The sequence below is a fragment of the Streptomyces sp. NPDC057939 genome (assembly GCF_042887545.1).
Classification (GTDB): Bacteria; Actinomycetota; Actinomycetes; order Streptomycetales; family Streptomycetaceae; genus Streptomyces.
On record NZ_JBHVPG010000022.1, the window covers coordinates 93,646 to 107,442 of the forward strand.

The 13,797-nt window shown below is 71.5% G+C and carries 12 protein-coding genes; 9 read left to right on the forward strand and 3 right to left on the reverse strand.

What is annotated here, in order from left to right:
* Positions 1–16: 16 nt before the first annotated feature.
* Complete coding sequence (locus ACFVS6_RS23595) at positions 17–1,039, reverse strand: beta-propeller fold lactonase family protein (RefSeq protein ID WP_389706570.1); 1,023 nt, start codon at positions 1,037–1,039, stop codon at positions 17–19.
* Between the two features lie 108 nt (positions 1,040–1,147).
* On the opposite strand from ACFVS6_RS23595, the gene ACFVS6_RS23600 reads away from it, so the two are divergent.
* The 9 genes from ACFVS6_RS23600 to ACFVS6_RS23640 all read left to right on the forward strand — a co-directional run bounded on the left by ACFVS6_RS23600 (position 1,148) and on the right by ACFVS6_RS23640 (position 11,489).
* Positions 1,148–1,534: a hypothetical protein gene (locus ACFVS6_RS23600; RefSeq protein ID WP_389706572.1), complete on the forward strand. Its 387-nt coding sequence runs from the start codon at positions 1,148–1,150 to the stop codon at positions 1,532–1,534.
* Positions 1,535–2,151: 617 nt separating this feature from the next.
* A complete protein-coding gene (locus ACFVS6_RS23605; protein ID WP_389706574.1) occupies positions 2,152–3,342 on the forward strand; it encodes an ATP-grasp domain-containing protein in 1,191 nt (396 codons plus the stop codon).
* Positions 3,343–3,358: 16 nt separating this feature from the next.
* Complete coding sequence (locus ACFVS6_RS23610; RefSeq protein WP_389706576.1) at positions 3,359–4,588, forward strand: lysine N(6)-hydroxylase/L-ornithine N(5)-oxygenase family protein; 1,230 nt, start codon at positions 3,359–3,361, stop codon at positions 4,586–4,588.
* Positions 4,585–4,980 (forward strand): cupin domain-containing protein, encoded by a 396-nt coding sequence (locus tag ACFVS6_RS23615; protein ID WP_389706578.1) that lies wholly within the window; start codon positions 4,585–4,587, stop codon positions 4,978–4,980. The genes ACFVS6_RS23610 and ACFVS6_RS23615 overlap by 4 nt, the downstream gene beginning before the upstream one ends.
* Positions 4,973–6,076 carry an NAD(P)/FAD-dependent oxidoreductase gene (locus ACFVS6_RS23620; protein WP_389706579.1) on the forward strand — a complete coding sequence of 368 codons (1,104 nt, stop codon included), beginning with the start codon at positions 4,973–4,975 and terminating at the stop codon, positions 6,074–6,076. Before ACFVS6_RS23615 ends, ACFVS6_RS23620 begins: the two co-directional genes overlap by 8 nt.
* Positions 6,073–7,704, forward strand: a complete 1,632-nt coding sequence (locus ACFVS6_RS23625; RefSeq protein ID WP_389706581.1) for a class I tRNA ligase family protein — start codon at positions 6,073–6,075, stop codon at positions 7,702–7,704. The genes ACFVS6_RS23620 and ACFVS6_RS23625 overlap by 4 nt, the downstream gene beginning before the upstream one ends.
* Positions 7,701–8,960: an acetyl-CoA carboxylase biotin carboxylase subunit family protein gene (locus ACFVS6_RS23630; protein WP_389706583.1), complete on the forward strand. Its 1,260-nt coding sequence runs from the start codon at positions 7,701–7,703 to the stop codon at positions 8,958–8,960. The genes ACFVS6_RS23625 and ACFVS6_RS23630 overlap by 4 nt, the downstream gene beginning before the upstream one ends.
* Positions 8,953–10,233 (forward strand): MFS transporter, encoded by a 1,281-nt coding sequence (locus tag ACFVS6_RS23635; RefSeq protein ID WP_389706585.1) that lies wholly within the window; start codon positions 8,953–8,955, stop codon positions 10,231–10,233. Before ACFVS6_RS23630 ends, ACFVS6_RS23635 begins: the two co-directional genes overlap by 8 nt.
* A 77-nt stretch (positions 10,234–10,310) precedes the next feature.
* Positions 10,311–11,489 (forward strand): threonine aldolase family protein, encoded by a 1,179-nt coding sequence (locus tag ACFVS6_RS23640; RefSeq protein WP_389706587.1) that lies wholly within the window; start codon positions 10,311–10,313, stop codon positions 11,487–11,489.
* Positions 11,490–11,567: 78 nt separating this feature from the next.
* Here the strand turns inward: ACFVS6_RS23640 and ACFVS6_RS23645 are convergent, their stop codons facing one another.
* Positions 11,568–12,686 carry a fatty acid desaturase family protein gene (locus ACFVS6_RS23645; protein ID WP_389706589.1) on the reverse strand — a complete coding sequence of 373 codons (1,119 nt, stop codon included), beginning with the start codon at positions 12,684–12,686 and terminating at the stop codon, positions 11,568–11,570.
* Between the two features lie 7 nt (positions 12,687–12,693).
* Positions 12,694–13,749, reverse strand: coding sequence for a ferredoxin reductase (locus ACFVS6_RS23650; RefSeq protein ID WP_389706591.1), 1,056 nt, complete (start codon positions 13,747–13,749; stop codon positions 12,694–12,696).
* Between the last annotated feature and the right edge of the window lie 48 nt (positions 13,750–13,797).

The window sequence follows — 13,797 nt, forward strand, 5'->3', positions numbered from 1 at the left end:
CCTCTCGGCACCCTGGTCAGGTCTTCCTGCCTTGTGCCACCGCCACGCCGGTCGGACCGTCGCCCACGGCCACCGTGTCGGATGTGCGGGCCGTGGAGGTGTCGATGACGGAGAGGGTGTCCGCGTCGAAGTTGCTGACGTAGACCTGGGAGCCGGCCGGACCGACGGCCAGACCGTTGGGCCCGTCGCCCACTGCGACGGTGTCGGTGACGGAACGGCTGCGGGTGCTGATCACGGACACGCTGTCGGACCCGGCATTGGCCACGTAGACCTGCCGGCCGTCCGGTCGCACCCCGATCCCCGCGGGCCGGTCACCGACCGGGATGCGCTCCGATTCCGCGCCGTCGTGAACGTCCACCACCGACACGTCGTCCGAGGTCAGGTTGGAGACGTACAGGTGCCGGCCGTCCGGGGTGAGCACCAGGGCGGTCGGTCCGGTGCCGACGGGGATGGTGCCGGCGACGGTTCCGGTGGCGGTCCGGACCACCGATACGGTGCCGGACGCGGCGTTGGCGACGTACAGGGTGCATCCGTCGGCAGTCACCGACACGCCCAGTGGGGCATCGCCCACCGCGATGGTGTCCGTCACGGATCGGGTGCGGGCGCTGATCACCGACACGGTGTCCGACCCGACGTTGGCGACGTAGACGTTCTGGTCGTCAGGGGAGATGGTCACTCTGCTCGGTTCGACCCCGACGGCGACGGTGGCGATGACCGTCCTGGTGCGACCGTCGATCACCGATACGGTATCCGCCGCGGAATTGGTGACGTAGACGCGGGAGCCGTCCGTGCTGACGGCCACGCTGTCCGGTCCGTCCCCGACGGGAACGGTGTCCACCACCGTGCCGGTGCGGGACTGGACGACCGACACCGTGTCGGAGTTGAGGTTGGCGATGTAGACGAGGGCATCGGGCCGCGGGACCGACTCGGCTGCCGAGATCCCGGTGGCCGCGCCGACCGGGCTTGCCGGTCCCATCAAGACCGCCGTCACGCAGAGCACCACGGCCGCTCGCCGCCCCGTGTACTGATTTCTCGTCATGGGGCCACGCTAGGGTTCCGGAGCGGAAAGCGGCGTGAGGCTCACCTGCTACGTCACCGTGCGGGACTCGACGGGAACACGGAGGGCCTCGGCGTCGGGGACGGAGGTGTGCTCGGGACTGACGTCGGGGACGGAGGAGTGCTCGGAGCCAACGTCGGGGACGGCACAGCCGTCGGGGTCGGCGCGCACGTGGGGGTCGCCTCCGGAACCTCCGTTACAGCGGGAGCGGATGCGGTTGCCGAGGTCGAGGCTGAGGTCGAGGTCGAGGTCGAGGCGGAGCTCACAGCAGGTACCGACACGGACCTCGCCGCCGCAGCCCATGTCGGCATCGACGAGGTGGTCGGACGCGGCGTCGGCGACGACGTGGACGTGGGCGTGGATGTGGCCGAGGCGCTCGGAACCGGAACCGGACTGCGGGTGGGGGACGGCGTGTGGGTCGGGCCCGGCGTGCAGTTGGTGCTCGGTACGGGATCCGGCGTCGTGGCGTCGGCCTGAGCCATGCCGGCCGTGAGGGCGAGGCCGATCGCCAACCCGGACGCAGCGACGGCAGCAGCGGACCCGAGTCCGCGAACGCGGTGAGCACTCATCAGGATTCCCCCCTGTTCGATCTGGCCGGCACCGGAGCCGGCCATGATCCAAAGAGAGCCAACACCGTCCGCGGCCAACGCACAAGAAGGCTTCCTGCGGTGGACGAGCCGCCGAGGGGTGCCCGTGCGGGCCTCGTTCGGCCAGGAGGCCCCGATGGGCCGGGACATTGGCGATCAGGCCCTGCTGGTGGAGGATCTCGACAACGGCCGGTCCCCCAACAGGCCGGCGGCGGCGCGCCGCCGAGGATCTCCGCTGAGGCGTTCATTCCGCTCCTGAGGGCCGAACAGGCGGCGGCAGGGATCCTGTTCGGGAAAATGTGCGGCCCGGGGCGCTCCTGCTGAGATTCCTTGCGGTAATCCGTTGACCGGGGTCGAGGCGCCCCCATAGAAAGATCGTCATCAGGGCCGTGATCACCAGTCCGGTCCATACAGCTCTGCCCGGGGGATTTCGCTTTGCCGCACACAGATGCACTTCGTCCTGCCCGCGTACTCGTGGTCGAACCCGCCTCTTCCGGAGGCGCCACCTTGATCGGCGTCGCGGCCGAGATGGGGCTGCGGGTCGTCGTCGCCACCGCCGACTCCGGTGACCGCCGGCTCTCCGACGCCGTGCGCGCTGCGGCCGACTCGGTGCTGACGGTCGAGACCAACGACCAGGCCGCGCTCGAAGCCGCCGCGCTGGAACTGCACCGGGCCGAGCCGTTCGAGGCCGTGCTGCCGGGCTCCGACATCTACGTGACGGCGACCGCGCGCGTCGCCGCCGCGCTGGATCTGCCCGGCCTGCCCGTGGCGACGGTCGACCGGGTCCGGGACAAGAGCGTCATGCGGGCCGCCGTGGCGGACGCCGGGCTGCGCACCCCACGCTTCGCCCAGGCGACCACGGACGCCGAGCTGCGCGCCGCGGCCGAACGGGTCGGATTCCCCTGCGTGTTGAAGCCCGTCGCCTGCTCCGGCAGCATCCACGTGAGCCGCGCCGACGACCTCGACCAGCTCACCGCCGCGTTCCGGCGGCTCGTGACGGACCCGGAGCCCGACATGGGCAAGCTGCACGAGCACCGGGTGCTCGTCGAGGAGTACGTCCAGGGCCCCGAGTTCAGTGCCGACGGCTACGTCCTGGAGGGCGGCGAGGTGGTCGTCGTCGCTCTCAGCCGTACGCTGCTCGGTCCCGAGCCCGACTTCGTGGAGTTGGGCCACCTCACCCCGGCCCTCGTCGACGACGTCACCCTGAAGGCCGTCGAGGCGTACGTCGGCGAGGTCGTACGCGCCGTCGGCATCACCAGCGGCCCCTTCCACTGCGAACTGCGCGTGGCGGCCGAGGGTCCGGTGCTCATCGAGATCGGTGCCCGGCTGCCGGGTGACCGGATCGTGGAGCTGCTGCGGCTCGTGACCGGTGTCAGCCTGCCCCGGGTGGCCGTCGCCATGGCGCTCGGCATCGATCCGGAGGCGGCAGGGGCCTTCGCGCGGCCGCAGGCCGAGAGCGCCGGCATTCGTTTCTTCTCCGCCGCCGGCCGCTCCTCGTACCGGGAGCTCGCGGGGTGGTCGGAGCTGGAGGCACTGCCGCAAGTCACCGAGACCTCCGTGTACTTCGCGCCGGGCGAGACCATCCCGGACGTCGAGGACTGCCGCTCGCGCCTCGGCCACGCGCTGTTCACCGCCGACTCGCCGCAGGGCGCCCTCGACCGCTGGCAGGCGCTCGGCGACCTCGTCGTCCCGGCCTGAGCCGGCGGATCCCAGCATGAACGCGCACATACTCGACTACGCGGCCGTCGGCATCGGCCCCGCGAACATGAGCCTCGCCGCACTCGCGCATCCGGTCGAAGGGCTGCGCGGCGTCCACCTGGAACGCCGCGAGAGCTTCTCCTGGCACCCCGGACTCCTGCTGCCCGAGGCGACCCTCCAGGTCTCGCTGCTCAAGGACCTGGTGACCCTGGTCGATCCGACCAATCCCTTCTCGTTCCTGTCGTTCCTCGCCAGTGAGGGTCGGCTCTACCGGTTCCTGGCGGCGGACTTCCCGGCCGTGCTGCGGGCCGAGTTCAACCAGTACCTCCAGTGGGTCGCCGGGCGGCTGCCGAGCCTGACGTTCGGGGCGGACGTGCGGAGTGTGGACTTCCACGACGGAGCGTTCCATCTCAGTACCGGACAAGGTGAGGTGACGTCACGTCATCTCGTGCTCGGCACCGGGCTGGCCCCGTCCGTCCCCGTGCCGTTCCGCCCCTTCCTCGGCCCCACCGTCTTCCACTCCGGGGAGTTCCTGCTGCGGGCCCCCGAGGTGACCGGACGCCGGGTCGTCGTGATCGGCGGCGGCCAGAGCGGCGCGGAGATCGTGCGCCACCTGGCGGTCGGCGCGGCCCCCGAGAGCATCACCTGGGTCAGCCGGCGCTCGTCGTTCCTGCCGATGGACGACTCGCCGTTCGCCAACGACCTCTACACGCCCGAGTACGTACGCCGCTTCCACGCGTTGCCCACCGATCACAAGGCCCGGCTCCTGGAGCGGCAGAAGTACACCAGTGACGGCATCGACCTCCAGGTCCTGCAGGACATCTACCGGTTGAGCTACCGCGACGAGTTCATCGAGAACAGCCCCGGCAGGTTGCGCTTCCTCGCGGACTGCGCGGTCACCGCGATCGAGGGCGGCCCCGAGGAGTGGAAGCTCGTCGTCGAGTCCTCGGGTCCGGACGCACCCGCGGTACTCGCCGCCGACATCGTGATCCTGAGCACCGGATACGCCTACGAGCTGCCGGAGTTCATGGCTCCGCTGGACCCGCGGCTGCGGAGGGACGGCGGGATGCTCGTCGTCGGCGAGGACTTCTCGGTCGCCTGGGACGGGCCCGCGGAGAACCGGATCCACCTGCAGAACGGCGCCCGGCACTCCTGGGGCGTCGCCGACCCCAATCTCAGCCTGCTCGCCTGGCGCAGCGCGGTCATCCTCAACAGCATCCTGGGTGAGACGAGGTATCCCGTATGACCACTCGTCAGCTGCCGCAGGTGGCCCGGGTCCCGCAGTTCCAGGCCGAGGCGGGCGGCGTTCTCGTCCCCTTCGGTCCGACCGAGGTGGAGCCCGACGGAGTGACCGTCGCCGAGGCGGACTTCGCCCGTTCGGTCTTCCCCCACGTGCCGTTCGAGGCGGCCCGCTTCACCGTGCCGCGCGGCGGGACCAGCTCGCCCGACCAGCACGCGGTCCAGGAGATCTGGGTGGTCCAGGCCGGTTCGGGCACCCTGGAGGTGGACGGCGAACGGTCGCAGGTCGGGCCCGGCTCGTTGGTGGGCTTCGCCTCGCAGGCCCGCCACGAGATCTTCGCCGACCAGGGCGAGGAACTGGTCATCTACTCCTTCTGGTGGTCGGCTCCCGATGAGTGAGCGCACCACCGGGACCGGTGAGGCCCCTCACTACGACCTCGCCGTCGTCGGCGCGGGCGCGGTCGGCGCCCTCGTCGCGTACTACGCCGTACGTCGGAACCCGGAGCGCCGCGTCGCCGTGATCACGCATGCCGGACGGGGGACGGGCGCGACCCGGTTCTCGGCCGGGTTCGACACGACCACGGGACACAGTCCGGCTCGGCGCGCGCTGGCCGCCCGCAGCACCGCGCTCTTCGCCGAGCTCGCCGCCGAACTCGGCGACGCCGGACGCGCGCCGGTCGAAGTCCGCTGGCTCGTGGCGCGTGGGAACAGGGCCGCGCTCGACGCGACCATGGCCGACGGCGGCCACACGCGTCCGGTCACCGCGGAGCAGCGGGCCCTGCTCGACCTGACGTTCCCCGGGCTCGCCCACCGCGGTGACGAGGTCCTGCTGTCCAGCACCGCAATGACGGCGGGGCAGCCCCAATGGCTCACCGACCGGCTCCTCGACGAGGTTCTCGGCCGTCCGGGCAACACCCTCCTGGAGGGCTTCCGGGTGGCCGAAGTACGCCGTACGGGCGGCCCCGTCGAACTGGTCGCCGCCGACGGCAGCCGGATCACAGCTGCCAGGACGGTCCTCGCGCCGGGCCCCTGGGTCCTGGACGGACCGGTGGCGACGGCGGCGCGCGAGTGCGGGGCCCGGGTCAAGAAGGTGGTGGCGTTCCACATCATGACGCCGCCCCCGCCGGGCGCCCCGGCACTCGTCATGGAGGACGCCGACGCCTTCCTGCTGCCCCACCGGCCCGGCGGCCACTGGATCCTCAGCATCACCTCGCCCGACTGGGACCGCGGCCCGGACGAGCCGCTCACGATCGATGCCCGCGACCGGGACATCGCCCGGGACCTGCTCGCCCGGCACGTACCGGGATTCCTGCCGCACCTGATCGGCGGCCGGGTCTTCAGCGACTGCTTCACCCCCGGCCATCTGCCGGTCGTGGCCACGGTCGGCGACGACCGTGTGGTCATGGCCATCGGCGGCTCCGGCTCCGGCTTCCGACTCGCCCCGGCCATGGCCGAGGACGCACTGAACCTGCTCGACGGGAGAACGCGAACATGAGCCTGCTGACCGGGGACGCGCACGTACCCCGGCACTACCTGCTTGTGCCGCCCGAGGCCACGCCCAACGGCCCGCTGCACCTCGGCCACATCGGCGGCCCGTTCCTGTGGTCGGACATGATCGCCCGACATCTGCGGGTCCGCGGCGACCTGCCGTTGGTGATCACCGGCAGTGACGTGTACGAGTCGTACGTGGCGCTCAGGGCACACGCCGAGGATTCCACTCCCGGCGAGGTCGCCGCCCGCTACGGACGGCGTATCCAGGACGACCTGGCCGCCCTGCGCATCGATGTCGACGCGTTCATCGTTCCCGATCAGCAGCCCTGGAAGGAGGAGTTCGAGCAGGAGGTCGCCGCCTCCGTCGAGCGGCTGACGGCCCGGGGCGCGGTGATCGCGCGCACCGAGCGCGTGCCCCACTGCGCGGCGTCGGACCGCTGGGTGGTGGGCGGCTGGCTCCGGGGCCGCTGCCCCGAATGCGGTGCGGGCATCACCAGCTACTTCTGTGAGGAGTGCAGTGCGCACTTCCTGCCCGAGTCGGTCGTCGAGCCGCTGCCCCTCCTCGACGAGGGGCCGCTGACCTGGCGGGAGATCTCCAGCCTGTTCCTGCGGCTTCCGGACCGCGATGTCCTGGACGCCACGCTCGTCGACCTGGGCATCGCCGACCGCTACCGGGCGACCGTGGCGCGTTTCCTGGAGCACGACGGCCTGACCGTACGGCTCAGCGCCCCGCAAACGTGGGGGCTTCCGCTGCCCGCTGCCGAGCCGGACGTGCCCCGCGCCCTCTTCCCCTACGCCGGGATCTTCATGTTCGCCCGCCTCGCCGGCGCCGTCCACGGCCGGCTCTCCGGGAGCGGTGTGAACGCCTTCGACCCGGACTCCGGGGTCACGACCATCACCACCCTGGGGATCGACAACGTGATCCCCACCCTGGTGTCGATCGTCGGCACCAGCCTGTTGCACGGCGACATGAAGCCGTACGACCGGTGCCTGATCAACCACTTCTACCAGTTGGCCGGACAGAAGTTCTCCACCAGCGCCCGGCACGCCATCTGGGCGGCGGACATCGCCGCGTCGCCGGTCATCGGCGTGGACACCGTCCGGTACCACCTCGCCGGGGCCGATCTGGAGTCCGGGGCGGCGAGCTTCGAGGCGGCGGACTTCCTCCGGACCGCGAACGCCACGCTGGCCGACGGCCTCGGCAAGCAGATCGACGCCGCCTGGAGCCGGCTGCCCGAAGGGCCGCCGCAGGCGCCCGCCCCGGCCGTCGTCGCCCTCCTGGAACTCCTGCTCGCCGAGCAGTCCGCGGCGCTCGACGCCACGCGCGTCTCGACCCGGCGCGCGGTCGCGGCGCTCGACCGCTGGTGCGCGGACGAGACGGTCGCCCACGCGGCCGAGGACGGCGCCTACTGGTGGCTCAAGGGCTTGTCCCTGCTGGCGTTCCCGGTGATGCCGGACCTCGCGGAGCTCCTCTGGCAGCGCCTCGGCGGCGCCGGGGAGCCTCGCGCGGCGGCCTTCCTCGCCAGGACCCCGGCCCACCGGGATCAACCCGCGCCCGGCTTCGACCGGGTGAGCGCCGCCGATCTGGACGCCTGCCTGCCCGACACCCTGCGACCGGGAGCGACCGCGTGACCGACCGGACCACACCCCTGTACGTCGTCCTCAACCGCTCCGGCGACGAGTTCGGCGAATACCACCGTTTCCTCGACGGTCACCCCTGCCGGATGGTGTACCTCACCACGCCGGGCGGGCTGCCCGCGCTCGACCAGGACGGGGCGACCGAGGTCCATGTGTGCGACAGCCTCGCCCACGACGACCTGCTGCCCCTCGTACGGGAGATCGCGGACCGGCACGGCACGCCCGAGGCAGTCTTCGGCCAGTCCGAGTACGACATCCTCACGGCCGCCCGCCTCTCGGCCGCGCTCGGCGTCCCCGGCGGCTACGGACTCGACCTCGTGGAACGGTTCAAGGACAAGCCCGCCATGAAGAGCGCGGTGGGCGCGGCCGGACTGCGGGTGCCCCGGTTCCGGCACCTCGACGACGCGCCCTCGGCGGAGACCATCGTGGACGCCCTCGGCGGTCTGCCCCTGGTCCTCAAGCCGCGCGCCGCGGCGGGCTCCCAGGGAGTCACGATCGCCCGCAGCACCGAGGAACTGCGTGATGCGCTCGCGAGCGTCGTCGACGTCTCGGCGTACGAGTGCGAGGAGTACGTCGACGGCGACATCTTCCACGTCGACGGCGTCCGCCGCTCCGGCCGCCTCCACTTCGTCACCGCTTCCCAGTACGTCCACACCTGCCTGGACTACGCGCACGGCCGCCCGCTCGGATCGGTCCTGCTCGACCCCGGCCCCGAACACGACGAGCTCACGGCGTTCGCCGACCTGTGTCTGCGGGCGCTCGGACTGCGCGACGGCGCCTTCCACCTGGAGGCGATCCGGCAGCCGGGCGGCGAGCTGGTGTTCCTGGAGGTCGGGCTGCGGCCGGGTGGCGCGCAGGTGCCGTTCCTGCACGTCGACCTCCACGGCATCGACCTGTTCGCCGAGGCCTTCCGCGCGGCCCTGGACCTGCCCCCGCTGTGGCAGCCGTCCGAACCGGCCGAACCGTTCGGCCCGCGGGCGGGCGGCTGGCTCATCTACCCCGCTCCGCGCGAGCTGCCCGGTCGGGTCGTCGCGCGCACCTCGCCCCGGTCGACCGTCCCCAAGGTCTACCACGAGGAGTTGCCGGCGATCGGCCAGGTCATGACCGGGCCCGGCAGTTACGACGAGGGCTGCGGAATCTTCCGGTTCCGCGGGCGGAGCGCCGCCGAGGTGCGGGCTGCCGTGCACGCCTCAATGGAGGTCTACGGACTGCGGACCGAGCGGGCCGACGGAGCCGCGCCGCATGGCTGAGGCACGCCGGTACGGCGCCGTGCTGCGCGCCTGGTTCCGGGAGACGGTTCCGGCCGCCGGCAACGCGCGCAAACTCGGCGTCCTCACGCTCATCCAGTCCCTGGGGCTCGGGGTGTTCCTCACCGCGAGCGCCGTGTTCTTCACCAGGACCATCGGGATCCCCGCCCAGCGCGTCGGCCTCGCCCTGTCGGTCGCCGGACTCTGCGGTCTGGTCTGCACCGTGCCCATCGGGCGACTCGCGGACCGGCTCGGCGCGGGCCGGGTGCTCACCGTCAACTTCCTGCTAGCGGCCGTCGGCTTCACCGCGTACTGCCTGGTGGACGGCTTCGCCGCGTTCCTCGCGGTCGCCTGCGTCATCGCGGTCCTGGAAACCTCGGCGGGCGCGCTCCAGGCGTCGCTCACCGACGCGCTGGTGGGCGAGACCGAGCGGGTCCGGGTGAGCGCGCAGATGCGCAGCCTGTTCAACCTGGGCTTCCTCGGCGGCGCCGCGCTGGCCGGAGCCGCCATCGCGGCCGGCACCTCGGCCGCCCTGTACGCGACGGTCCTCGCCAACGCCGCCCTCCAGTTGGTCTGCGTCGCCCTGCTGCTCGGGATGCGGCTGCCCGCGGGCGCCGGTCCACGGGCCTCCTCGGCCGAGGCCTCGGGCGGGGTGCTGCGCAGCGGCGCCCTGCGGGACGTCCGCTACGTGGCGGTCGCGCTGGTGTGCGGTGCGCTGGAGCTGTACCACCCGTTGCTGACGGTCGGTCTGCCGCTGTGGATCGTCACCGCCACCGACGCGCCCGCTCTGCTGGTGTCCGGGCTGCTGATCCTGGACACCGTCCTGGTGTTGTTGTTCCAGGTCACCGTCAGCAGGGGTGCGCGTACCCCGGCGGATTCGGCACGTATGCTGCGCTGGGCGGGCTGGGCACTGGGGGCTTCCTGCCTGGTCTTCTCGGTGAGCGGGGGCCACGGCGGGCTCCTGGACAGCGCGGCCCTGCTGGGCGGCGCGCTGGTGCTCGTGCTGGGCGAGCTGTTCCAGGCTTCGGCGAGCTGGGGCCTGGCCTTCGGGCTCGCCGCCGCGGGCCGGCAGGGTGAGTACCAGGCGGTGTTCTCCCTGGGGCGCGGGTTCCAGCAGTTCGCCGGGCCGTGGCTGATGACCTCCCTGATCGTCGGCGCGGCGTCGACGGGGTGGCTGGTCCTCGCGGCGCTCTTCGCACTCCTCGGATTCGCCGCGCCGCCGATGGTGCGCGGCCTGGAGAAGGCCCGCGCGCGGACGGAGCCGGCGCCGGCCTGATTGGACCTGCGGGCGCCCGTCCGAACCACATCTGTCACACCGTTACGACCGAAACAAGTGAGCGAGCAGCGAGCACCATGACCGTACAACGACGACACGACCCGGACGAGCGCGGCTTCGCCAGCGACAACTACGCGGGGGCGCACCCCGAGGTCCTTGCGGCGATCGCACTGGCCAACGGCGGCCACCAGGTCAGCTACGGCGCGGACGTCTACACCGAGCGCCTCCAGGAAGTGGTGCGCGGCCACTTCGGACCCACCGCGCAGACGTACCCGGTCTTCAACGGCACCGGCGCGAACGTGGTCGCGCTCCAGACCATGCTCGACCGGTGGGACGCCGTGGTCTGCGCCGAGTCGGCGCACGTCAACGTCGACGAGGGCGGGGCGCCCGAGAAGGTCGCCGGCATCAAGCTCCTGACGGTGCCCGCGTGGGACGGCAAGCTCACCCCCGAGCTGATCGACCGCCAGGCATGGGGCTTCGAGGACGAGCACCGGGCCCGGCCCAAGGTCGTCTCGATCGCGCAGTCCACCGAGCTCGGCACCTGCTACACGCCGGACGAGATCCGTGCGATCTGCGACCACGCGCACGACCTCGGCATGCTCGTCTACCTGGACGGCGCCCGGCTCGCCAACGCCGCGGCCACCCTCGGCGCGTCCCTGCGCGAGATGACCACCGACGTCGGTGTGGACGTCCTCTCGCTCGGCGGCACCAAGAACGGGCTGCTCTTCGGCGAGGCGGTGATCGTGCTCAACGAGGACGCGGTGCGCGGCATGGCGCACCTGCGCAAGACGAGCATGCAGCTGGGCTCCAAGATGCGCTTCATGTCGGTGCAGTTCGAGGCGCTGCTCGGCAGCGACCTCTGGCTGCGGTCGGCGGCCCGCTCCAACGCGATGACCCGGCGGCTGTACGAGGCGGTGCGCGACCTGCCGGGTCTGGAGATCTCCCGCCCGGTGCAGGCCAACCAGATATTCGCCGTCCTGCCACCGGCCGTCACCGAGCGTCTCCAGAAGCGCTTCCGTTTCTACACCTGGGACGAGCAGGCCGGTGAGGTCCGCTGGATGACCTCCTTCGACACCACCGAGGACGACGTGGACGCGTTCGCGGTGGCGATCGCGGAGGAGCTGGCGGCGGAGCGGGGCCAGGGGCCGGCGGGCACGCTGACCACGTCCGAGCGCGAGGAACTGGTGCGGCTGCGCCGCAGGGTCCGCGAGATGGAGGAGGCCCTCGAAGCGCTGGGAAGCGGTGGGGCGAAGTAGCGCTCGGTGACCGCCCGGGAGGTCGGGGTGCGCACCCCGATCCCCGGGCGTTGACCGCCCGGGGCCGGCGCGGCGAGGTCAGGCGGCGACGAGCTCCTGCTCGCGGTCCGGCGTCGTGACCTTGGGCTTCTTGTTCGGCAGCGAGAGCCGGAAGACCTTGTGCCACGCGGAGTACACCTGCTTGGGCAGGGGTCCGGTGACGTACTGGAGCTCGTACTTCTCGAACAGCGCTCGTACCTTGATCGCGACCTCGGCGTACCGGTTGCTCGGCAGGTCCGGGAACAGGTGGTGCTCGATCTGGTGCGACAGGTTGCCGGTCATGAAGTGCATGGCCTTGCTGCCGCTGATGTTCGCCGAGCCCATCATCTGGCGCAGGTACCACTGGCCGCGCGTCTCGCCCGTGATCGACCGGCGCTCGAAGACCTGCACGCCCTCGGGGAAGTGCCCGCACATGATGACCGAGTGGGTCCAGATGTTGCGGACCAGGTTCGCGGTGAAGGTGGCGGCGAGCGTGGGGAGGAAGGACGGGCCCGAGAGGAGCGGGTGGATCACGTAGTCCTTGAGCACCTGCTTGCGGATCTTGCGGCCCACGGCCCTGGCGCGCGCACGGAACTCCGGGTTCTTGCGGCGGCGCTTGTGCAGGTTCTTCCCGAGCTCCAGGTCGTAGGCGGCGATGCCGTACTCGAAGAAGCAGGCGTTGATGAAGTTCCACACCGGCTGGCCGAGGTGGAACGGGTGCCACTTCTGGTCCTCGTCGACGCGCATGATGCCGTAGCCGAGGTCGTTGTCCTTGCCGATCACGTTGGTGTACGTGTGGTGCAGCTCGTTGTGCGAGTGCTTCCACTGGTCGGCCGGCGAGACGTGGTCCCAGTCCCAGGTGGTGGAGTGGATCTTCGGGTCCCGCATCCAGTCCCACTGGCCGTGCAGGACGTTGTGGCCGATCTCCATGTTCTCGATGATCTTCGCCACGGACAGTCCGGCGGTGCCGATCAGCCACGCGGGCGGGAAGATCGAGAACAGTAGGACGCCCCTGCTGACCAGTTCGAGCTTGCGCTGCGCCGAGATGACCTTACGGATGTAGGCGGCGTCCTTCTCGCCGCGGCCGGCGATCACCTCGTCGCGGATCGCGTCCAGCTCGCGGCCGAGTTCCTCGATCTGCTCCGCGGTCAGGTGGGCGGTGGGGTCGATGGCGGTCAAGGTGCTCCTACCGTTCGATGTCGCAAGGGCCCGCCGCGGCGGACACGCAGGTCTGGATGAGGACGCCCGGCCCGGCTTCGGTGATCTCCCCGGTGCGCAGGTCGCGGACGGCGCCCGCCGTGAGCGGTGTGACGCAGCCGAAGCAGATGCCCATGCGGCACCCCGCCGGCATGAGCACCCCGGCCTCCTCGCCGACGTCCAGCAGCGGCGTGGCACCGTCCGCGTCGACGGTCCTGCCCGTGGCGGCGAACGTCACCTCGCCACCGTCGCCGGCGACGACGGCGTTGACGCGGAAGCGTTCGGTGTGCAGGCGCTCCGGGATGCCGTGCCCGCTCCAGTGCTCCTCGGCGGCGTCGAGCAGGCCCACGGGCCCGCACGCCCAGGTCTCGCGCTCGGCCCAGTCGGGCACGAGTTCACAGAGACGGGCGATGTCGAGCATGCCGTCCGTCTCGGTGTGCACCTCGGTGAGGCGCAGCCTCTCGTCCGCGACCAGGTCGTGGAGATCGTCGCGGAAGATCACGTCGTGCGGCCGAGGCGCCGAGTGGACCATGACGACGTCGTCGAGATCGGTGTCGCGCAGCATGCCCATCACCGGCGTGATGCCGCTGCCGGCCGTGAGGTAGAGCACCTTGGCGGGCTTGGTCCGCGGCAGCACGAAATCACCGGTGGCCTGGTCGAGCTGGATCAGCGTGCCCGGTGTCGCCCGGCGGACCAGGTGGTTGCTGACCTTGCCGCCCGGGATCGCCTTCACGGTGATCGTGATCCGGCCGTCGCGGCGGTTCGTCGGCGAGGTGACGGAGTAGGCACGCCACAGGCGCACCCCGTCGACGTCGACCCCGATCCGCACGTACTGACCGGCCGTGTGGCCGCGCCAGCCCCGTCCCGGTCTGATCACGATGGTCGCGGCGTCACCCGTCTCGGGGTGCACGGCCTCGATGCGCCCCCGCAGGTCGGCGCCCGCACGCAGCGGGACGACCAGGTCGAGGTAGTCCGACGGCAGCAGCGGCGTCGTGACCATCTCCAGCAGTTTCCACGCCCTACTGCGGAGGGCTGCACTCGTCATGACCCCAGCTTGATGCGCTTCCGGGGGTAAAGTCCTGTCCGTAGGACG